Origin of the sequence: Achromobacter kerstersii, assembly GCF_902859595.1 — a bacterium.
Lineage (GTDB): Bacteria > Pseudomonadota > Gammaproteobacteria > Burkholderiales > Burkholderiaceae_B > Achromobacter > Achromobacter kerstersii.
The window spans coordinates 100,158-121,579 of sequence record NZ_CADIJQ010000002.1 but is presented as its reverse complement, the minus strand read 5'-3'; the positions used below and the strand labels follow the sequence as shown (position 1 = coordinate 121,579).

The 21,422-nt window shown below is 64.0% G+C and carries 19 protein-coding genes; 5 read left to right on the top strand and 14 right to left on the bottom strand.

The features are described from left to right. Window positions 1-79 precede the first annotated feature (79 nt). From HV765_RS09445 to HV765_RS09430, 4 genes are read right to left on the bottom strand one after another with little or no spacing between them, the layout of a single operon-like run. Window positions 80-1,066: a beta-ketoacyl-ACP synthase III gene (locus HV765_RS09445; RefSeq protein ID WP_054424033.1), complete on the bottom strand. Its 987-nt coding sequence runs from the start codon at window positions 1,064-1,066 to the stop codon at window positions 80-82. Next, a complete protein-coding gene (plsX, locus tag HV765_RS09440) occupies window positions 1,066-2,133 on the bottom strand; it encodes a phosphate acyltransferase PlsX (protein ID WP_054424035.1) in 1,068 nt (355 codons plus the stop codon). Before plsX ends, HV765_RS09445 begins: the two co-directional genes overlap by 1 nt. A gap of 59 nt (window positions 2,134-2,192) precedes the next feature. Continuing rightward, a complete protein-coding gene (rpmF, locus tag HV765_RS09435) occupies window positions 2,193-2,375 on the bottom strand; it encodes a 50S ribosomal protein L32 (protein ID WP_006218037.1) in 183 nt (60 codons plus the stop codon). Between the two features lie 52 nt (window positions 2,376-2,427). Further along, window positions 2,428-3,024: a YceD family protein gene (locus HV765_RS09430; RefSeq protein WP_054424694.1), complete on the bottom strand. Its 597-nt coding sequence runs from the start codon at window positions 3,022-3,024 to the stop codon at window positions 2,428-2,430. A gap of 119 nt (window positions 3,025-3,143) precedes the next feature. Between HV765_RS09430 and HV765_RS09425 the strand changes: the two genes are divergently transcribed. Genes HV765_RS09425 through HV765_RS09415 form a run of 3 tightly spaced genes read left to right on the top strand, consistent with a single transcriptional unit; the run spans window position 3,144 to window position 5,241 of the window. Next, the gene (locus HV765_RS09425; RefSeq protein WP_054424037.1) at window positions 3,144-3,746 is read left to right on the top strand and encodes a Maf family nucleotide pyrophosphatase; all 603 of its coding nucleotides are present in this window, start codon (window positions 3,144-3,146) and stop codon (window positions 3,744-3,746) included. After that, a complete protein-coding gene (locus tag HV765_RS09420; RefSeq protein ID WP_175169605.1) occupies window positions 3,743-4,453 on the top strand; it encodes an SAM-dependent methyltransferase in 711 nt (236 codons plus the stop codon). Before HV765_RS09425 ends, HV765_RS09420 begins: the two co-directional genes overlap by 4 nt. A gap of 2 nt (window positions 4,454-4,455) precedes the next feature. Beyond that, window positions 4,456-5,241: an N-acetylmuramoyl-L-alanine amidase gene (locus HV765_RS09415; RefSeq protein WP_054424042.1), complete on the top strand. Its 786-nt coding sequence runs from the start codon at window positions 4,456-4,458 to the stop codon at window positions 5,239-5,241. A gap of 26 nt (window positions 5,242-5,267) precedes the next feature. Here HV765_RS09415 and msrQ read toward each other — a convergent pair whose 3' ends face one another. The 4 genes from msrQ to HV765_RS09395 all read right to left on the bottom strand — a co-directional run bounded on the left by msrQ (window position 5,268) and on the right by HV765_RS09395 (window position 8,688). Further along, the gene (gene msrQ, locus HV765_RS09410) at window positions 5,268-5,915 is read right to left on the bottom strand and encodes a protein-methionine-sulfoxide reductase heme-binding subunit MsrQ (protein ID WP_175169604.1); all 648 of its coding nucleotides are present in this window, start codon (window positions 5,913-5,915) and stop codon (window positions 5,268-5,270) included. A gap of 8 nt (window positions 5,916-5,923) precedes the next feature. Continuing rightward, window positions 5,924-6,886 (bottom strand): protein-methionine-sulfoxide reductase catalytic subunit MsrP, encoded by a 963-nt coding sequence (gene msrP, locus HV765_RS09405; protein ID WP_054424696.1) that lies wholly within the window; start codon window positions 6,884-6,886, stop codon window positions 5,924-5,926. A 171-nt stretch (window positions 6,887-7,057) separates the two neighbouring features. Then, entirely contained in the window at window positions 7,058-7,723 is a 666-nt protein-coding gene (locus tag HV765_RS09400) for an HAD family hydrolase (protein WP_054424046.1), read from the bottom strand. A 2-nt stretch (window positions 7,724-7,725) separates the two neighbouring features. Further along, on the bottom strand, window positions 7,726-8,688 hold the full coding sequence (locus HV765_RS09395) for an RluA family pseudouridine synthase (protein ID WP_175169603.1): 963 nt from the start codon (window positions 8,686-8,688) through the stop codon (window positions 7,726-7,728). A gap of 524 nt (window positions 8,689-9,212) precedes the next feature. Between HV765_RS09395 and HV765_RS09390 the strand changes: the two genes are divergently transcribed. Continuing rightward, window positions 9,213-12,362 carry an Rne/Rng family ribonuclease gene (locus tag HV765_RS09390; RefSeq protein WP_175169602.1) on the top strand — a complete coding sequence of 1,050 codons (3,150 nt, stop codon included), beginning with the start codon at window positions 9,213-9,215 and terminating at the stop codon, window positions 12,360-12,362. A 131-nt stretch (window positions 12,363-12,493) separates the two neighbouring features. Here the strand turns inward: HV765_RS09390 and HV765_RS09385 are convergent, their stop codons facing one another. The 5 genes from HV765_RS09385 to argE form a co-directional block, all read right to left on the bottom strand. Next, the gene (locus HV765_RS09385; protein ID WP_054424052.1) at window positions 12,494-13,042 is read right to left on the bottom strand and encodes an acyloxyacyl hydrolase; all 549 of its coding nucleotides are present in this window, start codon (window positions 13,040-13,042) and stop codon (window positions 12,494-12,496) included. 239 nt (window positions 13,043-13,281) lie between these two features. After that, window positions 13,282-14,157 (bottom strand): acetyl-CoA carboxylase, carboxyltransferase subunit beta, encoded by an 876-nt coding sequence (accD, locus tag HV765_RS09380; RefSeq protein WP_054424054.1) that lies wholly within the window; start codon window positions 14,155-14,157, stop codon window positions 13,282-13,284. A gap of 36 nt (window positions 14,158-14,193) precedes the next feature. After that, window positions 14,194-15,057: a tryptophan synthase subunit alpha gene (gene trpA / locus HV765_RS09375; protein ID WP_054424056.1), complete on the bottom strand. Its 864-nt coding sequence runs from the start codon at window positions 15,055-15,057 to the stop codon at window positions 14,194-14,196. 4 nt (window positions 15,058-15,061) lie between these two features. Next, window positions 15,062-16,261: a tryptophan synthase subunit beta gene (gene trpB / locus HV765_RS09370; RefSeq protein ID WP_054424698.1), complete on the bottom strand. Its 1,200-nt coding sequence runs from the start codon at window positions 16,259-16,261 to the stop codon at window positions 15,062-15,064. Between the two features lie 148 nt (window positions 16,262-16,409). Continuing rightward, window positions 16,410-17,603, bottom strand: a complete 1,194-nt coding sequence (gene argE, locus HV765_RS09365; protein WP_276529725.1) for an acetylornithine deacetylase — start codon at window positions 17,601-17,603, stop codon at window positions 16,410-16,412. Window positions 17,604-17,697: 94 nt separating this feature from the next. On the opposite strand from argE, the gene HV765_RS09360 reads away from it, so the two are divergent. After that, window positions 17,698-19,011: an MFS transporter gene (locus tag HV765_RS09360; RefSeq protein ID WP_054424057.1), complete on the top strand. Its 1,314-nt coding sequence runs from the start codon at window positions 17,698-17,700 to the stop codon at window positions 19,009-19,011. A gap of 42 nt (window positions 19,012-19,053) precedes the next feature. Here HV765_RS09360 and HV765_RS09355 read toward each other — a convergent pair whose 3' ends face one another. Continuing rightward, window positions 19,054-21,396, bottom strand: coding sequence for a RelA/SpoT family protein (locus tag HV765_RS09355; protein WP_175169600.1), 2,343 nt, complete (start codon window positions 21,394-21,396; stop codon window positions 19,054-19,056). Between the last annotated feature and the right edge of the window lie 26 nt (window positions 21,397-21,422).

The following is a 21,422-nucleotide window of genomic DNA, read 5'->3' as shown; positions in this document are numbered from 1 at the left end:
ATTGATTCAGTATCTGTGAGGAATGTCAGGCGCGCTCTCCAGGCGGCAGCGCATTGCGCCGCGCAGCCCGGACGCGCCCTTACATGCGGGCGAGCACCGAGCCCCAGGTGAATCCGCCGCCCACGCCTTGCATCAGAATGAGCTGACCGGGTTTGACGCGGCCATCGCGGCGCGCGGCATCCAGGGCCAGCGGCACGCTGGCCGCAGAGGTGTTGGCGTGGCTATCAACGGTAATGACGACTTTTTCAACGGGCACGGCAAGCTTGCGCGCCAGGAAATTCAGGATGCGAACGTTGGCCTGATGCGGGATCAGCCAATCGACCTCGGCAAGCTCGACACCCGCTTCGGCGCAGGTATCGCGCGCCGAGCGGTCCAGCACCGTGACCGCCTGCTTGAACACTGCCTGGCCGTCCATGCGCAGGAACGGATCGCCCGTGACGTCGCCATAGGCCACGTTGCCCGCGGCGCTCAGAATCTTCATCTGGCTGCCGTCGGCGTGCAATTGCGCGGCCATGATGCCGGGCGTGTCGGAGGCTTTCAGCACCACCGCGCCCGCACCGTCACCGAACAGCACGCAGGTGCTGCGATCGTTCCAGTCCAGGATGCGCGAAAACACTTCCGCGCCGATCACCAGCGCACAACGGGCACGGCCCGCGCGGATGAAGCTGTCAGCGGTAGTCAGCGCATAGACGAAGCCGCTGCACACGGCTTGCACGTCGAACGCGGCGGAACCCTTGGCGCCCAGGTTGGCCTGCACCAGGCAAGCCGTGCTGGGAAAGACGAAATCGGGGGTAGACGTGGCGACGATGATCAGGTCGATGTCGGACGCTTCAACGCCCGCATCGGCCAGCGCGCGGCGCGAGGCTTCGGTGGCGAGCTGGCTGGTCGTGACGCCACGCTCGGCAAGGTGGCGCTGACGGATGCCCGTGCGCTCGACGATCCATTCATCGGACGTGGCGATATCGCGCGTCGCCAGTTCCGCTGCCAGTTCGTCATTCGAAACCACGCGTTCCGGCAGGAAGCTGCCGGTGCCCGCGATCACGGAATATTTCATTGCGGTATCCATCAAGCGGTGTCCCCAGCCACGTTCTGCGAGGGCGTTGCGACGCCCTCTTCTGATTGAACGCGCTTGGTAATCTGAGCGACCGTCTGAGCGGTGCGCTCCAGCAGTTTACTCACTACAGCTTCGCGAGCTCGTTGCAACGCAAAACCGTAGGCGTAGACATCCGCGGAACCGTGGCTCTTGATGACCACGCCGCGCAAACCCAACAACGCGGCGCCATTGTAGCGACGGTTGTCGACGCGATTGCGCAGACGGTTGAGCACCGGCTTGGCGATGGCGCCGGCCAGCAGGGTAAAGATGTTGCGTTTGAACTCTTCGCGAATGATGCTGGACAGCATCTTCGCCAGCCCTTCAACGGACTTGAGCACGACGTTGCCGACGAAACCGTCGCAAACGACGACGTCGACCGTGCCCTTGAAGATGTCATTGCCTTCCACGTTTCCGTAGAAATTCAAGGGGCTGCCGCGCAGAAGCTCTGCCGCTTCTTTGACGACTTCATTGCCCTTGATGACTTCTTCGCCGATGTTGAGCAAGCCCACAGTGGGGTTCTCACGATGGTCCACCGCCTGCGAGAGTGCGGCGCCCATGATGGCGAATTGCAGTAGGTGCTCGGCCGAACAGTCCACATTCGCACCCAGGTCCAGCACCGTGGTGGCGCGGCCCGTCTGGTTCGGAATGGACGTGGCGATCGCGGGGCGGTCAATGCCGTCCAGCGTCTTGAGCACGTAGCGTGAAATGGCCATCCACGCACCGGTATTGCCCGCGGAAACGCAGGCGTCGGCGCGCCCGTCCTTGACGGACTGGGCGGCCAGGCGCATGGAGGAGTCTTTTTTGCGGCGCAGGGCGACCTCAACCGGGTCGTCCATGGTGACGACTTCAGAAGCCGCCACGATTTCCATACGATCGCGCGCCACGTCGCGGTGCTCGGAGAGCGCCGCTTCGATAGCGTCGGGAAGCCCGACCAGCAACAGCCGGGTATCCGGAAATTGCCGGGCGAACTCGATCGCAGCCGGAATCGTGACGGGCAGACCGAAGTCTCCGCCCATACAGTCTATGGCGATGCGTATCACGGGTGCCAGGTATCAGCGCGTAGCCGAATTGGTCCGAGTACGAGTTCGGCCCGGGGGCCTTATTCGTCGGCCTTGGTCTTCAGGACCTTGCGGCCACGGTAAAAGCCGTTGGGGCTGATGTGGTGACGCAGGTGCGTTTCACCGGTGTTCGGCTCGATGGCGGTCGACGGAGCAACCAGAAAATCGTGCGAACGGTGCATACCGCGCTTGGAGGGGGACTTCTTGTTTTGTTGAACGGCCATGATGACTCCTAGAAACGGGGCGCATTGTACGCGATGCGGCCCGATGTTGATCTCAATCTTTGTGCTTCAGTTGTTCCAGCACCGCAAACGGCGACGGACGCTTGACAGCGGGCTCTTCAGGAGCTTCGCTGACTTTGGCCTGCGCGCCCGGGCATACATCATGCTTGGGCACATACGGAACGCTCAGAATGAGCTCATCTTCAATCTGGGCCAGCAGATCAAAATGATGTGAACCCACCACCTTTTCAGGTTGGCTGGACACAAAACCATTTCCTTCTTCGTCTTCATCGTCCTCGCGGGAATAACCATCGGTTTGATCACCGTTGGTGAAACCATCATCGAGATCAGCTTCAGACTTAACCAGCTGCAACAGGACATCGCTATCGACCGGATACACGAACGGCACATTGCACCGCTGGCACACCAGCACCGGGTTCGCTTGCACGTGAACGTGCAGCAAGGGCCGGCCAAGCATCAAACCAGATTTGCCCACCTCACCCCGCACGGACCAAGTCACAAGCCCGGCGTCGCCCAGCGGTTGTTCGGGTAACCCTTCAACCGCGCGCGAAAACCGCACAAGAGGTATGGTGCCATGCGCTTCCTTGCCACTATGGGCAAATGCGAATGCATCGATGCGCTTAATGATCAGTCCTTTGCAGATGTCTTCTGCATTTACGGGTTGCGCCACGTGCCCAGAGGCTCTTTGGTGCAAAAATCCCGCAAAACGTTAGATAATACTGCGACTTACGCTTAACCGTCAAATACCGCATGCCTTCCAAGCCTAGCCTGATCCTCGCGTCCAGCTCGCGTTACCGCAAAGAATTGCTGTCGCGCCTGCGACTGCCCTTTTCGACCATTTCACCCGATGTAGACGAAACGCCACACCCGGGGGAAACGCCTGCGGCGCTGGCATTGCGCCTGTCGGTTGCGAAGGCCATGGCGGTTGCCGCCAAGCACCCGGGCAGCCTTGTGATCGGCTCGGATCAGGTCGCCACCGTGGACGGCGCGCCGATCGGCAAACCGGGGGATTTCCTTCGCGCCCAGGCGCAATTGCGCGCCCTGTCGGGTCAAACCGTGGAGTTTCACAGCGCACTGGCCGTGACGGATGGCCAGCGCGTTGAAAAAGCAGACATCATCACGCGCTGCCGCTTCCGCCAACTGTCGGATCACGCTATCGACGCCTATCTGCGGGCCGAAGAACCTTACGATACTGCAGGCAGCGCCAAGGCGGAAAGCCTAGGCATCGCGCTGATGGAGAGCATCCAGAGCGACGATCCGACCGCCATTATCGGCCTGCCGCTGATCGAACTCACCCGCATGCTGGGCTTGTTCGGGCTGGACCCGCTGGACGCACCGGGCGCGCCGGCATGAGCGGCGCGCTGCACCTGATTCCCGTCAGCCTGGGTGACGCGCCGGCCGAACGCTGGCTGCCCGCTGAAGTTCGCGCATTGGCCGGACGGCTGGACACCTACATCGCCGAAAACGCCAAGACGGCTCGCGCCTTCCTGAAACTGATCGGCACCACCCGGCCGCTGCAGGAAATCACCATCCACACGCTGACCGACAAGGTGGACGCCGCCCAGATCAAGACCTGGCTCACCCCCATCAAGCAAGGCGCGGAAATCGGACTGGTTTCCGAAGCCGGCTGCCCGGCCGTGGCGGACCCCGGCGCCAAGGTCGTGGACGCTGCCCATCGGCTGGGCATCACCGTCAAGCCCTGGGTTGGCCCCTCTTCCATTCTATTGGGCCTGATGGCCAGCGGCCTGGACGGCCAGCGCTTCGCCTTCCACGGCTATGCGCCGGTCGATCCGGGCGAGCGCGCCAAGCAGCTGAAAGCCTGGGAACAGCACTCTGCCAAGCACAACCAGACCCAACTGCTGATCGAAACGCCGTATCGCAACGCCGCCATGTTCGCGACGCTCCTGGCCAGCCTGAAGGGCGACACCAAGCTGTGCGTGGCGCGCTCGGTTACGACAGCCGATGAATGGGTCGTGACGCACACGGTGGCCGACTGGAAGAAGCTGCCCGCCCCGCAACTGGACAAGCTGCCCACGCTGTTCCTCTACCTGGCCCGCTGACCATGTTCCGCCTTATCACCACCCTGCTGGCGACAGCAGTGCTGGCCGGCTGCGCCACGCGCGGCCCGGCCGGACTGGACCTGGACACCTCGGTCACCGCCGTCAGCCAGGCCAGCCGCGTGCGCAGCATCGTTGTGCACTACACCACGGTCGACGACGCGACCTCAATGAAACTGCTGTCGCGCGGCAAGGTCAGCGCGCACTATCTCATCAACGATGCCGGGCGCGCCTATCGGCTGGTCGATGAAAACCGGGCTGCCTGGCATGCCGGCGCCAGCTCCTGGTACGGCAACATTGCGATGAACAGCACGTCCATCGGCATCGAAATCGTGAACCCCGGCTGGACGGAAGGCCCGGACGGCAAACCCGTCTGGCACGCCTACAACGACCGTCAGGTGCGGGCGCTGACGATACTGCTGCGCGACATCATCCAACGCCACGGCATCGCCCCTGAGAACGTTGTGGGCCATAGCGATATCGCGCCGCAGCGCAAGGTTGATCCTGGCCCGCTGTTCCCGTGGAAAACGCTGGCCGCAGCCGGCATTGGACGCTGGTACGACGAAACCGGCGCCGCCGAGCATCTGACGCGCCTGCAAGCGCAAGGCGTGCCGGACGTGGCCTGGTTCCAAGCGCAATTGCAGCGCCTGGGTTACGCCAGTCCGCAAAATGGCGTGTTGGACCCGGCCACCATCAACACGCTGGCGGCATTCCAGATGCACTACCGCCCGGCGCGATACGATGGCCAGCCCGACGCGGAAACCGCCGCGATCATGTTGGCGATTCCGTAGGGAACGGCGAAGCAGGCTGGCGAACGTCAGCGCCTGTGCCGCCACCACGCCACGATCCGCCAGCCCAGCAGCAAGGCCAGCACCGCCGCATACAGGGCGGGCTGCGCCAGATCGTTCTTGCCTGCCTTGTGCCACCAGTAATGCAGCACCGCCAACAGGCCGATGGCGTAAATGGCACGGTGCAGCTGCTGCCAGCGCTTGCCCAGCTTGCGCATGGCCCACTGCGTGGACGTTGCCGCCAGGGCGGTCATCAACACGAACGCCGCAAATCCCACCGTGATGAAGGGGCGTTCGCCGATGTCTTGCAGCATGGCGGCCGGGTCCAACCCGCGATCCCACCAGACCCAGGCCGTGAAATGCATGGCGCCGTAGAAGAACGCAAACAAGCCGCACATGCGGCGCAGGCGCACCAAGGCGGGCTGGCCGGTCAGGCGGCGCAACGGGGTGATCGCCAGGGTGACCAGCAGGCAGACTAGCGTCCACGTGCCCGACGACCGGGTCAGAAACTCAACCGGGTTCGCAGTCAGGCCGTTATTCACGCCCAACCAGATCCAGCGCGCGAACGGCGCCAGGCCCAAGAGAAACAAGACAGGCTTGAACCGCCCCACCGTCTTGGCGGACAACTGTGTCTTGCGCGGCGGCGCCACCGAAGACTGCGTTGAAACGTCAGGCATGAGCGCGCTCAGTAGTTCGCTTTCAGGTCCATGCCCTGATATAGCGACGCCACTTGCTCGCCATAGCCGTTGAACATCAAGGTCTTGCGCTTGGGGCTGAACAAGCCGTCTTCGCCGATGCGGCGTTCCGTGGCCTGGCTCCAGCGCGGGTGCGGAACGTTGGGGTTCACGTTGGCGTAGAAACCATATTCCTGCGGCGCGGCCTTGATCCAGGACGACACCGGCAGCTTTTCCACCAAGCGGATCTTCACCAAGGACTTGGCGGACTTGAAGCCGTATTTCCACGGCACGGCCAAGCGCAGCGGCGCCCCGTTTTGATTGGGCAGCACCTTGCCGTAAAGACCGAACACCAGCATGGCCAGCGGATTCATGGCTTCGTCGATGCGCAGGCCTTCCACGTAGGGCCATTCCAGGATGGCGGCGCGCACGCCCGGCATGTTCTCGCGCTGCACGGCCGTGACGAATTCAACATACTTGGCGTTGCCGGTGGGTTCGACCTGTTTGAGCAGTTCCGATACCGAATAGCCCACCCACGGAATCACCATGGACCAGCCTTCCACGCAGCGCAGGCGATAGACCCGCTCTTCCATGGGCGCCAGTTTCAGCAGTTCTTCGATGGTAAAGGTGCGCGGCTTGGCGACCTCGCCCTCGACGGTGACCGTCCAAGGGCGCGTCTGCAACTTGCCGGCGTTGGCGGCAGGGTCGCCCTTGTCGACGCCAAATTCGTAGTAGTTGTTGTAGGACGTGACGTCGGCAAGCGACGTCTGTTTGTCCATGACGCTGAGCGAGCCGTTCGGCTTGGCTGGCAGCGCACCGGCCTCTTGTGCGAACGCACTGCGGGTTGCCCAACCCGGCAAACCGACGGCGGCGGCGGTCAGCCCGGCGCGCAGCATCAGGTCGCGGCGCGAGCGCCAGACGGCCTCGTCAGTGATTTCGGACGGAAGAATATCGTCGGGCTTGCGTATCAACATCATGGTCTCCGGTTCGGCGCCAGCCAGCCATGGCCACACCCAGCGCATGTCATAGACGTTGCGCGGTCCCATGATATTCCGCGGCGGCACGCCTGCGGATAGGAACTTTCAGATTGACCTTTGGCGTTGCCGGACGTTCCCGCCCGACAACGCAACGATTAGTATGGCCGGTCAGACGCTGGCGGTTACGCGCGGCAGCAACCAATCGCGCACGAGCGGCACGCTATCCAGCACCGCCTGCGGCGCACAACCTTGAAGCTCCTTCAGGGTGTGGGCACCGTACGTCACGCCCAATCCATGCACCCCCGCATTGACCGCCATCTGCAAGTCATGCGAGGTATCGCCCACCATCACGACGCGATCGGGGTCCACATCCAATTCCTGCATCAGTTCATGCAGCATCGCGGGGTGCGGCTTGCTGAAGGTTTCATCAGCGGTACGGGTCGCATCAAACAAGGGGCCCAGGCCGGTCGCGGCCAGCGCACGCGTCAAGCCAACGCGGCTCTTGCCCGTGGCGACAGCCAACCGGACGTTCTGGCCGGCCAATTCGGCCAGCAATTCGGGAATACCGTCAAACAGCCGCAGTTCCGGATCGCGCAGCAGGTAGTGAGTGCGATAGCGCTCCAGGAAGCGCGGCATCATGGCCTGCGTCAATTCCGGCACGGCACGGCGCAAGGCGCTTTCCAGGGACAGACCAATGACCCAACTGGCCTCGGACGCCGACGGCACCGCCAACTCCAGATCGCGGCACGCGCCCTGAATGGCGGCCACGATGCTGTGCGTGGAATCCATCAAGGTGCCATCCCAGTCAAAAACGACCAGCGAATACGACGACATAATCAGACCGACTCCAGTTTTTTCAGTATTTGCCGACACGCGGGGGGCAATTCGGCGGTAAGGGTCAGGGGCTCGCCCGTCACCGGGTGGGCCAGCGTCAATTGATGGGCGTGCAGGAACATCCGGCCGAATCCCATGCGGGAGAACTCCGCGCGCACGTCATCATGACCGTACTTGTCATCGCCCACGATGGGAAAGCCGCTGGCCGCCAGGTGAACGCGGATCTGGTGGGTACGGCCCGTACGCAGCTCGGCGTCAACCAGGCTGTAACCGCCGAAGCGCTGCTTCAGCGTGATGATGGTGTGCGCCGTCTGGCCGTCCGGGTCCACCTTGACGCGGCGCTCGCCGGATTGGGTGGTCCACTTGGACAGGCTTAGCTTGATGTGCTGGCGGTCATTGACCCAGTCGCCCTCAACCAGGGCCAGATAGTGCTTGTCGCCCTTGCCTTCGCGCAGCATGGCGTGCAGGGCCAGCAGCGCGCTGCGCTTCTTGGCCACCATGAGCAGACCCGAGGTCTCGCGATCCAGCCGGTGCACCAGCTCCAGGAACTTGGCGTCGGGCCGGGCCGCGCGCAATTGCTCGATGACGCCGAAGGACACGCCGCTGCCGCCGTGCACCGCCACGCCCGCCGGCTTGTCCACAACCAGCAGCGCATCGTCTTCAAATACCACCGGGAATTCCGCGCCAGGCACGGGCCGGGGCTTGCCGGGGTCTGGCAGCCGCAAAGGCGGAATACGCACGATATCGCCCGCGGCGATGCGGTAGTCGACCGAGATGCGTCCCTTGTTTACACGCACTTCGCCGCCACGGATGGCTTTGTAGATATGTGTTTTGGGGACGCCCTTGCACAGGCGCATCAGGAAGTTATCCAGACGCTGGCCAGCTTGCTCGGCATCGACCTCCACCATGCGGACGGCGGGGGGGGCTTTAGAGGGGGATATGGGGGAGGAAGTTTCTTTGCGCATTGCGGAAAGCGACATATAATCGGGACAGCCTTAAGGGGCTGAACTAGCCGCCTGGCGTAGAGATGCAAACAAGTACGCAACTCCGTCGAGCGCGCGGGCCGCTATTGTACTGCCTGCTGATTCAACCCCTGGGTCTCTTGGTCGCCGGCGCAACCGCGCCCTGCCGGATAGTGGTGTGGCATTCACTTTGCCCGCTGTCCCAGCAGGTCCGTTGCATGCCGCAAGCGGCTCTGAAGCACTGCAAGAATCGTCGCATATTTAAAGCACCAGCTGCGTGTAGGCAACCAATCCGACCGCAACTGCCGTTCACAGCAATTTTTCCGTCAAACCACATTCAGTGAAGCTGACCCTCCTGCTGACAGAACCCCGTGCCCCACGGCACGACGTGCCCGCCTGACCCGCGGCGGATACGCCTGGGCGCCGCCCAGGTACGGTCCGCATTTCTTGCCCGCTTCAGCCGCAGCCCGAGTGACCCGAGGTCACGCGCCGATATCGGCGCGTCATGACAACGGAGAAACCCTCTCATGAAGCGCATGCTGTTCAATGCGACGCATCAGGAAGAATTACGCGTCGCTATCGTTGATGGGCAAAAACTCATCGACCTCGACATCGAGACTGCCGGCCGCGAACAACGCAAAGGCAACATCTACAAAGGTGTCATTACCCGGATCGAACCCGGCCTCGAGGCTTGCTTCGTCAACTACGGTGAAGACCGTCACGGCTTTCTGCCCTTCAAGGAAGTTGCCCGCAGCTTCTTCAAGGAAGGCGTGGACGTTCGTAGCGCCCGCATCCAGGATGCGCTGCGCGAAGGCCAGGAACTGATCGTTCAGGTCGAAAAGGAAGAGCGCGGCAACAAGGGCGCAGCCCTGACCACGTTCATCTCGCTGGCTGGCCGCTACTTGGTCCTGATGCCCAACAACCCCCGTGGCGGTGGCGTTTCGCGCCGTGTCGAGGGTGAAGACCGCCAGGAACTGCGCGACACCATGGAGCAGCTTGAGCTGCCCCAGGGCATGAGCATCATTGCTCGCACCGCAGGCATTGGCCGCAACGTCGAAGAGCTCCAGTGGGACTTGTCCTACCTGTTGCAGCTGTGGACCGCCATTGACGGCGCCGCCCGCGACAACTCCGCGCCCATCCTGATCTATCTGGAATCCAGCCTGGTCATCCGGGCCATCCGCGATTACTTCTCGCCCGAAATCGGCGAGATCCTGATCGATACCGACGAGATCGCCGACCAGGCCACCGCGTTCATGAGCGTGGTGATGCCGGACAACGTCCAGCGCGTCAAACGCTACCGCGACGATATCCCGCTGTTCTCGCGTTTCCAGATCGAACACCAGATTGAAACGGCGTACTCGCGCACGGTGCAACTGCCTTCCGGCGGCGCCATCGTGATCGACCACACCGAAGCGCTGGTTTCCGTCGACGTGAACTCGGCCCGCTCCACGCGCGGCGCCGACATCGAAGAAACCGCGTTGCGCACCAACTCGGAAGCCGCCGACGAAGTGGCCCGCCAGTTGCGCCTGCGCGACTTGGGTGGCCTGATCGTCATCGACTTCATCGACATGGAAGACAGCAAGAACCAGCGCGCTGTGGAACAGCGCCTGCGTGATGCGCTCCATTTCGACCGTGCCCGCGTGCAAATGGGCAAGATTTCGCGCTTCGGCCTGATGGAACTGTCGCGTCAGCGCCTGCGCCCGGCCCTGAACGAAGGCTCGCACATCACCTGCCCGCGTTGCAACGGCACCGGCGTGATCCGCGATGCCGAGTCCAGCGCCCTGCACGTGCTGCGCCTGCTGCAAGAAGAAGCGATGAAGGAAAACACCGCGGCGGTCCACGCCCAGGTGCCGGTCGATGTGGCCACTTACCTTCTGAACGAAAAGCGCGCCGACATCACCAAGATGGAAGCCCGCCTGAAGGTCAACCTGATGCTGATTCCGAACAAGCATCTGGAAACGCCGCATCACCACATCGAACGCCTGCGCCACGATGACCCGCGCCTGGAAGAGCTGAAGACCAGTTTCGAGCTGGTTGAAGCCCCGGCCACGAACGCGCCCTGGCAACCCCGCGAAAGCGAAATCAAGGCTCGTCCTGAAGCGCTGGTCAAGGGCATCACGCCCTCGCAGCCGGCTCCCGTGTCGACGCCGGCAGCTCCTGTTGCCGCACCGGCAGCGCCGGCCGCCGCCGGTGGCTTGGGTGGCTTGTTCAAGCGCCTGGTTGGCTGGCTGACCGGCAATGCCGATACCGCCAAGCCCGCAACGCCCGCCGCTCAGGAAGACAGCGCCAAGCGCGCCGCTTCCGGCCGTGGCAAGGGCCGTGCCGGCCATGACGGCCAGGAACGCCGTGGCGAACGCCATGGTTCGGACCGCAACCGTGGCAACCGCCGTGGCGAAGCGCGCGGTGAAGGCGCCGAGGGCAGCGAAGGCGGCCGTCATCACGTCCGTGGCAACCGCCGTCCCGAAGGCGAGCGCCAGGAACGCGGCGACCGCAACAACCGCAACGAGGCCCGTGGCGACCGCGACAACCAGACCGCCCAAACGGCTCTGGCGTCGAACCGCCCCGACCAGGCTGATCTGGCCAATGGCGAGGACACCGGCGCTGGCCGTAACCGCCGTCGTGGCCGTGGCCGCAACCGCCGTGAAGAAGGCCAGTCCGATGCGCCGATGAGCGAACAGGAAAGCATGGTCGCCGCGCTGGCGCAGTCCGTTGCGACTGCCCTGCCCGACACCAAGCCCGCCACTGAAGCCGCAGCCGACGCCGATGCCGCCGACCAAACTGATGGCTTCCCGACCGCTGAAGGCGCAGAAGGTGCTGCCGATCCCGAACGCAAGCGCCGCCGCCGCCGCAGCCGTCGTGGCCGCCGCAGCCAGGATGAAGCAGGTCTGGCAGGCAGCGACGAGCAACTGGAAGACGGTTCGGATGACGACGCTGGCGAACAGGCTGAAGGCGTAGCCGCCGAAGCCGCGCCCGCCGAAGCTGCCGCTCCCGCTCCGGTGCAAGCCGCCCAGATCGACGCCGCTCCGGCACAGGCTGAAACCGCCCCGGCCGCTCCGGTCCAGGTTGTTGAAACCAAGGTAACGGAAGCGCAGGTCATTGAAGCCCAACCGGCCGCCGAACAAGCCGCCGTCGAAGCGCCCAAGGCCGAGCCCGTGCAAGTTGCCGCTGAAGCCCCCAAGGCCGAACCCGTGCAAACCGCCGCTCGCGACGTCACGCAACCTGTGGCCGTTGAACCCGCCAGCCAGGTGTCCGTGCCTGCCGCGCCGGTTGAAGCACCGGCTCACGCCGCTGCGGAACCCGTCGTGACGGCGCCGGCCGCTCCGGTCGCTGAAGCTCCGGCTCCGGCTCCGGCTCCGGCTGCCGCAGCACCGGCTGTCGTAGCACCGGCTGTCGTAGCACCGGCTGCCGCAGCTCCTGCTGCCCCGGCCCCTGCCGCGCCGACGCAAGCGCAACAGCCGATCGTGGTGCCGGCCGCCACGCCGTCCGCCAAGGCTCAAGCGCTGCATGACGTCGTCAACGCTGCCGGCCTGAAGTGGGTTGAAACCGACCCCGACCGTCACGCTCAGACGCAACTGCGCATCGCCGCCGCGCACTCGCCGACCCGCCTGGGCCGCGAGCGCAAGCCGGTCGCGCAAGTGTCGAACGAACCGCTGGTTCAAGTCGAAACGCGCCACTAAGCCGCTCGGCACGAAAAGGCCCCCGTCCACACGACGGGGGCTTTTTTTTGGACGCGACGGGCGATGCTGTCAGCGCGCAATAAAAAAAGCCCTCGCAGTTGCGAGGGCTTTCAGCATTGAACCGCCTGCGATCAGAACTGGTACGTATAAGTCAGCTGCACCAGATCCAAACCCGGGTTCGGACGCTTGATGCTGGCGTTGGAGAAGTGCGAATAGCGCACGCCAATGCGGTTGTTCGGGGTCAGCAGAAAGCCCAAGCCAACGTGGTCACCAAACTGGAAGGCGGTGCTGATGTTTTCGTCAGCAAAACGCGTGCTGGAGAACAACGTGGCGCCGATACCGGCCTCGAGGTAGAAACGTTCACCCGTCCACCAACGGAACATCGGAATGGCGTTGAGCTGCCAGACATGGCCCGGCGAACGCGAGCCATCGGCCTGCCAGTAGGACGCACCCAGTTCGGGCGTGAGGTCCAGGCGGCCCCAGTTGCCACCGAATTGATACGTCCACACGGACGGGGTCTCGTAGTTCAGCGTCAGGCGCTTGTAGTGGTCGCCAATGCCGTAGTGCAGACTGACGCCGCCTTGCGTGCCGGTTGAGGATTGGGCGCTTGCAAGCGTTGCAGCGCCGGCCAAAGCCAAACCGACAAGGCGCGTGAGCATTTTCTTTTTGGTCGACAGCATCAGGTAACTCCGTGGATTTCTGGACTAGTTGGCAACATATCAAAATCCGGGTCGGATAGCTCGACGATTGTCGCAATATGGCAACAAATATCTGTGGAAAACACTGTTCCGAAAAGCATGGTCACACTCGAAACACCCTCTGGCCGTCCCGGGTAACACGCACTAGCGACGCCAAAGCAAATGCCGCCGTCAGACAATGGCCTGACGGCGGCATGTTTTTACAGCAGACGCGAAAGGCCTCAGGCCGTCACGACATCCGCCGGCTGGTTGGTCAGCAACGCGAGCAGACGCGCGATTTCCTCGCGCAGCTGGCGACGGTCAATGACCATGTCGATCGCGCCCTTCTGCAGCAGGAATTCAGCGCGCTGGAAGCCTTCAGGCAGCTTCTCGCGCACGGTCTGTTCGATCACGCGCGGGCCGGCGAAGCCGATCAGCGCTTTAGGTTCGGCGATGACCACGTCGCCCATGAAGGCGAAGCTGGCCGACACGCCGCCCATGGTGGGGTCGGTCAGCACGCTGATGAACGGCAGGCCGGCCGCCGACAAGCGGGTCAGCATGGCGTTCGTCTTGGCCATCTGCATCAGCGACAGCAGGCTTTCCTGCATGCGCGCGCCACCCGAGGCAGCCACGCAGATGAACGGCGTCTTGTTGTCCAGGGCAGCCTGGGCGCCGCGCGCAAAGCGCTCACCCACCACCGAGCCCATGGAACCGCCCATGAATTCGAATTCGAAGCAGGCCAAGGTGGCCGGCACGCCGCGAATGGAACCGCTCATGACCACCAGCGCATCGGTTTCACCGGTTTGCTTGACGGCCTCTTGCAGGCGTTCGGGATACTTGCGGGTGTCCTTGAACTTCAGCGTGTCGACCGAGCGCGTGGTCTGGCCGATTTCAACACGGCCTTCCATGTCGAGCAGCGAATCAATGCGGGCGCGCGCGCCGATGCGCATGTGATGGTCGCACTTGGGGCACACGTGCAGATTGGCCGCCAAGTCTTCGCTGTACAGCACCGATTCGCACGACGGGCATTTCACCCAAAGGCCTTCGGGAACGCGGCGGGCGCCGCTGTCGCTGGTTTTATTGATGCGAGGAGGCAGGAGTTTTTCGATCCAGCTCATTGTTATTTCATCCCGTTAGAGGTCGCGCCGGGCCGCTCAGGCCGACGCGTCGTCTCGTTTGACTTGATCCAGCGCTTGCCGGATGGTGCGCAGCCAGCCGCCGGCGGCGGTGACTGCTGCGTCGGTTTTCTGGTCAGCCGGGGCATTCGCCGCCGCCTGCTCCATGGTTTCAATCAATTTGCTGCCGATGACGACCGCGTCCGCCACGCGCGCCACGCGTTGGGCGCTTTCGGCGTCGCGGATGCCAAAGCCCACGCCAACCGGGATGTCGCGGATATGGCGGCGGATGACGGCAACGCGTTCAGCCACGTCGTCGGTATTCAGCGAGCCCGCGCCCGTGACGCCCTTGAGCGACACGTAATACACGTAGCCGCGCGCCACGTCCGCCACGGCCTTGATGCGGTCTTCGGTGGAGGTGGGAGCCAGCAGGAAAATCGGGGCAATGCCGTGTTCGCCCAGCGTGCCGGCGAATTCGATGACTTCTTCGGGCGGGTAATCGACGACCAGCACGCCATCCACCCCGGCACGCTCGGCGTTGACGGCGAATGCCGTCTGGCCCATGCGTTCGATCGGGTTGGCGTAGCCCATCAACACCACCGGCGTGGTGGTGTCCTGCTGGCGGAATTCTGCCACCAGCTCCAGCACCCGGGCCAGGCCCACGCCCTGCGCGATGGCGCGATCGGCGGCGCGTTGGATCACAGGGCCGTCGGCCATGGGATCGGAAAACGGCACGCCAAGCTCGATGACATCGGCGCCGGCGTCGACCAGCGCGTGCATCAGCGGTACGGTGGCCGCGGGCGAAGGATCGCCCGCCGCGATATAGGGAATCAGCGCTGCGGCGCGACCGGATTCGGCGGCGCGCGCGAAAGCGGCAGCAATACGATCAATGCGAGTTGTCATGGTGTTAGAGCTCGATACCGGCACGTTCGGCGACGGTATGCATGTCTTTGTCGCCACGGCCCGACAAGTTGACCAGGATGATCGCGTCGCGCGGTAGCGTGGCGGCCATCTTCACCGCTTGCGCGATGGCGTGCGAGGACTCAAGCGCCGGCATGATGCCTTCGATGCGGCAGCAGTCGTGAAACGCCTTCAGGGCCTCATCGTCGGTGATCCCCACGTATTCCGCGCGGCCCGAGTCTTTCAGCCAGGCATGTTCGGGACCCACGCCGGGGTAATCCAGGCCAGCGGAAACGGAATGCGTTTCCTGGACCTGGCCGTCGGCGTCCTGCATGACATAGGTACGGTTGCCGTGCAGCACGCCCACCTGGCCAGCAGCCAGCGATGCGGCGTGCTTGCCGCTGTCCATGCCCTCGCCCGCCGCTTCGACGCCAATCAGGCGCACGTCTTCGTAGGGGATGTAGGGATGGAAGATGCCCATGGCGTTGGAGCCGCCGCCCACTGCCGCCACGACGTAGTCGGGCTGGCGGCCGATGGCTTCCGGCATCTGCGTCAGGCATTCATTGCCGATGACGGTCTGGAAATCTCGCACCATGCGGGGATAGGGGTCGGGACCCGCCACCGTGCCAATGATGTAGAACGTGTTTTCGATGTTGGTGACCCAGTCGCGCATGGCTTCGTTCAGCGCATCTTTCAGGGTGCGCGAACCGGAAGTGACCGGCACCACCGTGGCGCCCAGCAGCTTCATGCGGTAAACGTTCGACGCTTGGCGGCGGATATCTTCGCTGCCCATGTAGACGACGCATTCCATGCCGTAGCGGGCCGCCACCGTGGCCGTAGCCACGCCGTGCTGGCCAGCGCCGGTTTCCGCGATGACGCGCGGCTTGCCCATGCGCTTGGCGAGCAGCGCTTGGCCAATGCAGTTGTTGACCTTGTGCGCGCCGGTGTGGTTCAGGTCTTCGCGCTTGAACCAGATCTGGGCGCCGCCCAGCATCTCGGACCATCGGCGGGCATGGTAGACCGGGCTGGGCCGGCCGACAAAATGCTTGAGTTCGTAGTTGAACTCTTCCAGGAAGGCGGGATCGACACGGTAATGGTCATAGGCTGCGCGCAGCTCGTCGAGCGCGTGCATCAGCGTTTCCGCCACGAAAACACCGCCATAGGGACCAAAATGGCCCTTGGCATCCGGAAAGTCGTAAGGTTTCACCAAGCATCTCCCCCGGTATCGCGACAGACCACTGCCGGCCGCAAATCCGGTTTGCAACCCGACATTTTACCTGACCCGGGCGCGGCCGGGGCGGGAAGCCCCCAGCCCCGGCCGCGCCCGGATTGCCCTTAGCGCCACTTGGCGTGAATTACAGCGATTGGCCCAGGCGGCGCAGGAAGGTCTCGCACGACGCCATTTGGTCCACGGCGACATATTCGTTGGGCTTGTGGGCCTGTTCGATATGGCCGGGGCCGCAAACGACCGTCGGAATGCCGATGCCCTGGAACAAACCGGCTTCGGTGCCATAGGCCACCTTGCGGGTGGTGCGGTCTTCGGTCAGCGCGCGCACCAGCTGGGTGATGGCGGCTTCTTCCGACGCTTCCAGCGCGGGGGCCGCGGCGCCCGTTTCGATTTCGATGGAAGCGCCGTCGAACTCGGACTTCATGCGCGGCAAGAGCTCATCGCGCACGTATTTTTCAACTTCTGCCTGGATCTCATCGGGCTGCATGCCCGGCAGGTTGCGGAATTCGTAGGTGAATTCGCACAGCTCAGGGATGGTGTTGACCGCGATGCCGCCACGGATCTGGTTGGTGGTCATCGTGGAGAACGGCACGTCGTAGAACTGATCGTACGGGCCGTTGGCCTTGAAGCTGTCGGCCAGGTCGCGAATACGGCAGATCAGGCGGGCGGCGTACTCGATGGCGTTGCAGCCGCGCGGGGTCAAGGACGAATGCGCCGCCTTGCCGTGCACCTTGCAGCGGAACAGGTTGATGCCCTTGTGGGCCACCACCACCTGCATGCCCGTGGGCTCACCCACGACGCAGCCTTCGGGGCGGATGCCGCGTTCCAGCAGATCGGCCAGCATGTAGGGCGCGCCCGCGCAGCCCACTTCTTCGTCATACGAGAAGGCCAGGTGGATTGGCTTCTTGCGCGGCATGGCCAGAAATTCCGGCACCAACGCCAGCGAGCCGGCGATGAAACCCTTCATGTCGCACGCGCCGCGGCCATACAGCAGGCCGTCTTTTTCGATGAGCTTGAACGGGTCCGAGGCCCAATCCTGGCCATCCACGGGCACCACGTCAGTGTGGCCCGACAGAACGATACCGCCCTGCTGGTTGCCGTCTTGCGCCGGCAACGTGGCGAACAGGTTGGCCTTGGTGCGCTCGGGATTGTGCGCCAGCCACGCATCGACGCCCTGGCCCTTGAGCCAATCGCGGACGGTTTCGATCAGGGCAAGATTGGAATTGCGGCTGGTGGTGTCGAAACCCACCAGCGTTTCCAGCCAGGTGCGCGCGTTCATGTGACTTCTCTGCTTTTGGGAAAAACAGAAGTGTAAAGCCAGGAAGCGCCCACGTCTCGGACGGCGCCCGGCACTGTTCACGGGTTAAGCGCCTAGAATGTCGCCCGGATTGGAATAACACCCCCAAGGAGAAACCGTGCAGCACAAAGCAGTTCCCACACGCAACATCGTGGCCGCAGTGATAGGCAACGCCCTCGAATGGTATGACTTCCTGGTGTTCGCGTTCATGACGCCGATCATCGCGAAGCTCTTCTTTCCCACCGACCCCAACCTGCCGGGCAGCGAACTCAACGCCATCCTGATGACGACCGCCATCTTCGGCGTCGGTTTCTTCATGCGCCCCGTGGGCGGCATCATCCTGGGCATGTACGGCGACAAAAAAGGCCGCAAGGCCGCGATGGTGATGGTGACCTCGCTGATGGCGGTGTCCATCGCGCTGATCACGGTTGCCCCGACGTACCACGCCGCCGGCATCCTGGCCCCGATCTTCATCCTGATCGCGCGCCTGTTGCAGGGTTTCTCGGCGGGCGGTGAATTCGGCACGTCGACGGCGCTGCTGATTGAAATGGCCCCCAACGGCAAACGCGGCTTTTACGGCTCGTGGCAGATGGCCGGCCAGATGCTGGCGCTGCTGATCGGCGCGGCTTGCGGCACGCTGATCACCGAGTTCTTCACGCAAGAACAGATCGCCGCCTGGGCCTGGCGCATTCCGTTCGCCTTCGGCCTGGTCATTGTTCCCATCGCCATCTATATCCGCAAGAACGTCGACGAAACCGACGTCTTCAAGAAGATGCAGGAAGAAGACCGCCAGGCCGCCGCGCGCGGTGAAGTGCAGCGCCTGAGCCTGGTTCAGATGGTCAAGACCCACACGCGTGAAACGATGATCGGCGTGGGCCTGGTCGTGACCGCCACGGTGTCCATCTACATCACCTTCACGTATCTGGTGACGTACTCCACGCAAATCCTGAAGCTGCCGATGAAGGAAACCTTCATGGTGCAGATGGCGGGCGCGGCGCTGATGGTGCTGATGACGCCGTTCATGGGCGCATGGTCCGACCGCATCGGCCGCCGTCCGCTGGTGATCAGTTCGCTGATCGGCTACCTGATCGTGCTGTATCCGCTGTACTACTGGCTGTCGGACGCGCCGTCGATCGGCCGCCTGCTGACGGTGCAGATCGTCGTGTGCTTCTTCGTGTCGGCCTTCTTCGGCGTGTTCAGCACGGTGATGGCGGAATTGTTCCCGGCGCGCGTGCGTTCCGTGGGCTTGTCGCTTGCCTATAACGTGGCCGTGATGATCTTCGGCGGTTTCGCGCAGTTCATCGTGACGTGGCTGATCAAGACCACCGGTTCGCCGATGGCGCCGGCCTACTACGTGATGTTCGGCGTGGCGCTGGGCCTGATTGCCGCGTTCTTCATGCGCGAACGCGCGCACGAGCAACTGGACCACTAAAGCTTGAGCCCCCACGGCCGCCTGGCCCTGGGGGTTTTCGTCCTACCGGCGCGTTGCCGAGGACACGCCCGCCACTTCGGCCAAGGCGTCCAGCGCACGGGCGAGCGATTCGCCCCCGCGCACCTCCACCGTGAACACCATATGAGCCAGCGACTGCTTGCTCTGCGTATTCACCCCCACCACGTTCAGACGCAGCCGCGCAAAAACTTCGGACAGGTCGCGCAACAGACCGGGACGGTCGTGCGCGCGCACGCTGACGTCCACCGGATAGAACGTGTCTGAGGTTTCGCCCCAGGCCACTTCAATGACGCGCTCGGGTTCGCGCGCGGCCAAGGCCAGATAACTGTGGCAGTCGCTGCGATGAATCGACACGCCGCGCCCCCGCGTGACGAAGCCCGCAATGGCGTCGGGTGGCGCGGGGCGGCAGCAGCGCGCCAGCTGCGTCAGCAGCGAACCCACCCCCACCACCAGCACGCCGCTCTTGCCGCTTTTCTCGGCGCTGCCCGCGCTGGCGTTGCGCAACGCGGCAGGCTGGGGTTCCACCGCGGGACCGGGCTGCTGGAAAACACTGTCGATCTGGCGCAGGCTGAACTCTTCCTTGGCCGCCGCAACGTACAGGTCGTCGGCGCGCGCAAAGCCCAGGTTTTGCGCCAGCTGTTCCAGATTGACGGCCGTCTTGCCCAGCCGCTGCAATTCTTTTTCAACCAAGGCCTGGCCTTGGGTGATGCGTTGCTGCAATTCAATGGCGTTGAACCACATGCGCACCTTGGCGCGCGCCCGCGGGCTGGCCAGGAACCCCAACTGGGGATTGAGCCAGTCGCGCGAAGGCCCGCCCGACTTGGCGGAGATGATCTCCACGGTCTGCCCGGTCGACAAGTGCGTTTGCAGCGGCACCATCTGCCCGTCGACACGCGCGCCGCGGCAGCGGTGGCCCAGGTCCGTGTGCAGGTGATAGGCGAAGTCCACCGGCGTGGCGCCTGCGGGCAGCTCGATCACGCGCGCTTGCGGCGTCAGCACGTAGATGCGTTCGTCCGTGTGCGCGGGCGCCTTCACCGCATTGCGATTCTTGCTGGACCCCGGCTTGCCCGAGGCGCCTTTGCCGGATTCCGCTTTGCCCCCGGGCTTGCCAGCCTCTTGGCCCGACGCGTTTCCGGACTCGAGTCCCGACGCCTGCCCCGGCTCTGCACCGCCTTCGACATCGCTGTTCCAGGCCAGCAGCTGGCGCATCCACGCCAATTGGCGGTCGTATTCACTGGAGGCCGCAACCTGGCCGCCCTTCGCGCCCGCTTCCTTGTAGCGCCAATGCGCGGCCATGCCGTATTCGGCGAACTGATGCATCTCGCGCGTGCGAATCTGCACTTCGAACGGGCGGCCGTCATCGTCCGCCACCACGGTATGCAGCGAGCGATAGCCATTGGGCTTGGGCCGCGAGATGTAGTCGTCGAACTCGTCGGACAGTGGCGTCCACATTTCGTGCACCAGCCCCAACGCCGTATAACAGGCGCGCACGTCTTCGACGATGATGCGCAATGCGCGCAAGTCGTACATGTGCGAGAAGTCCAGGCGCTTGACCCGCATCTTGTTCCAGATGCTGTAGATGTGCTTGGGCCGGCCGCTGACTTCGGCGTCGATGCCGCTCTTGGCCAACGCCGTTTGCATGCGCTCGATGGCGCCCGCAATGAAGGCTTCGCGCTCAACCCGCTTTTCTTCCAGCAATCGGGCGATCTGCTTGTAGCGGTCGGGCTCCAGGAAGCGGAAAGCCAGGTCTTCCATTTCCCATTTGATCTGCCAGATGCCCAGCCGGTTTGCCAGTGGCGCATACAGATCCAGCGTTTCCTGCGCGAACCCGGTCGAGCATGGCGCCTTGCTTTCCGCGTGCCAACGCAAGGTGCGCAGCCGCGAGGCCAAGCGCATCAGCACGATGCGCAGGTCGGCCGCCATGGCCAGCAGCATCTTGCGCTGCATTTCCTTTTGCGAACCGCTTTCGGCTTCGGCGTCGCTGGCTTGGCGGGCCACCACGCCCAGCCGCAACAGGGCGCGCGTGCCTTGCACCAGCCGCGCCACTTCGGCGCCGAAGGCGGTGGCGACGGGGTCGTTGCGCAAGGCGGGCGCGGGCGCCATCAAGTCGGTGGGCAAGGCGGCCAGCAGCGCGGCGGCGCGCGTGGCGGCGTCGGTATGCAGGGCCGCCAGGATGCGGACGACGCCTGCGCCGTGGCTGGCCAACGGCTCGCCAGTCAGCGCGTGCTGGCCTTCAAAGCGCGGGATGGCCCAGGCGACGGCCCGGTCAATCAGCGCCAGGCCATCGGCGTCCAGGCCCGCCCCGACCTCCTGCCGCCAGGAAGCGTCAAAAGGCGAAGGCGCATCGATAACAGGCGGGGCGGACATGAAGGGCGTCGTGCTGGGGTTGGTTG

Excerpts from the sequence above, each read along its gene's own strand:
- HV765_RS09445 (WP_054424033.1), bottom strand. The coding sequence starts at position 1,066 with ATGGATACCGCAATGAAATATTCCGTGATCGCGGGCACCGGCAGCTTC.
- rpmF (WP_006218037.1), bottom strand. The coding sequence starts at position 2,375 with ATGGCCGTTCAACAAAACAAGAAGTCCCCCTCCAAGCGCGGTATGCAC.
- HV765_RS09425 (WP_054424037.1), top strand. The coding sequence starts at position 3,144 with ATGCCTTCCAAGCCTAGCCTGATCCTCGCGTCCAGCTCGCGTTACCGC.
- HV765_RS09420 (WP_175169605.1), top strand. The coding sequence starts at position 3,743 with ATGAGCGGCGCGCTGCACCTGATTCCCGTCAGCCTGGGTGACGCGCCG.
- HV765_RS09415 (WP_054424042.1), top strand. The coding sequence starts at position 4,456 with ATGTTCCGCCTTATCACCACCCTGCTGGCGACAGCAGTGCTGGCCGGC.
- msrQ (WP_175169604.1), bottom strand. The coding sequence starts at position 5,915 with ATGCCTGACGTTTCAACGCAGTCTTCGGTGGCGCCGCCGCGCAAGACA.
- msrP (WP_054424696.1), bottom strand. The coding sequence starts at position 6,886 with ATGTTGATACGCAAGCCCGACGATATTCTTCCGTCCGAAATCACTGAC.
- HV765_RS09400 (WP_054424046.1), bottom strand. The coding sequence starts at position 7,723 with ATGTCGTCGTATTCGCTGGTCGTTTTTGACTGGGATGGCACCTTGATG.
- HV765_RS09395 (WP_175169603.1), bottom strand. The coding sequence starts at position 8,688 with ATGCGCAAAGAAACTTCCTCCCCCATATCCCCCTCTAAAGCCCCCCCC.
- HV765_RS09390 (WP_175169602.1), top strand. The coding sequence starts at position 9,213 with ATGAAGCGCATGCTGTTCAATGCGACGCATCAGGAAGAATTACGCGTC.
- HV765_RS09385 (WP_054424052.1), bottom strand. The coding sequence starts at position 13,042 with ATGCTGTCGACCAAAAAGAAAATGCTCACGCGCCTTGTCGGTTTGGCT.
- accD (WP_054424054.1), bottom strand. The coding sequence starts at position 14,157 with ATGAGCTGGATCGAAAAACTCCTGCCTCCTCGCATCAATAAAACCAGC.
- trpA (WP_054424056.1), bottom strand. The coding sequence starts at position 15,057 with ATGACAACTCGCATTGATCGTATTGCTGCCGCTTTCGCGCGCGCCGCC.
- HV765_RS09355 (WP_175169600.1), bottom strand. The coding sequence starts at position 21,396 with ATGTCCGCCCCGCCTGTTATCGATGCGCCTTCGCCTTTTGACGCTTCC.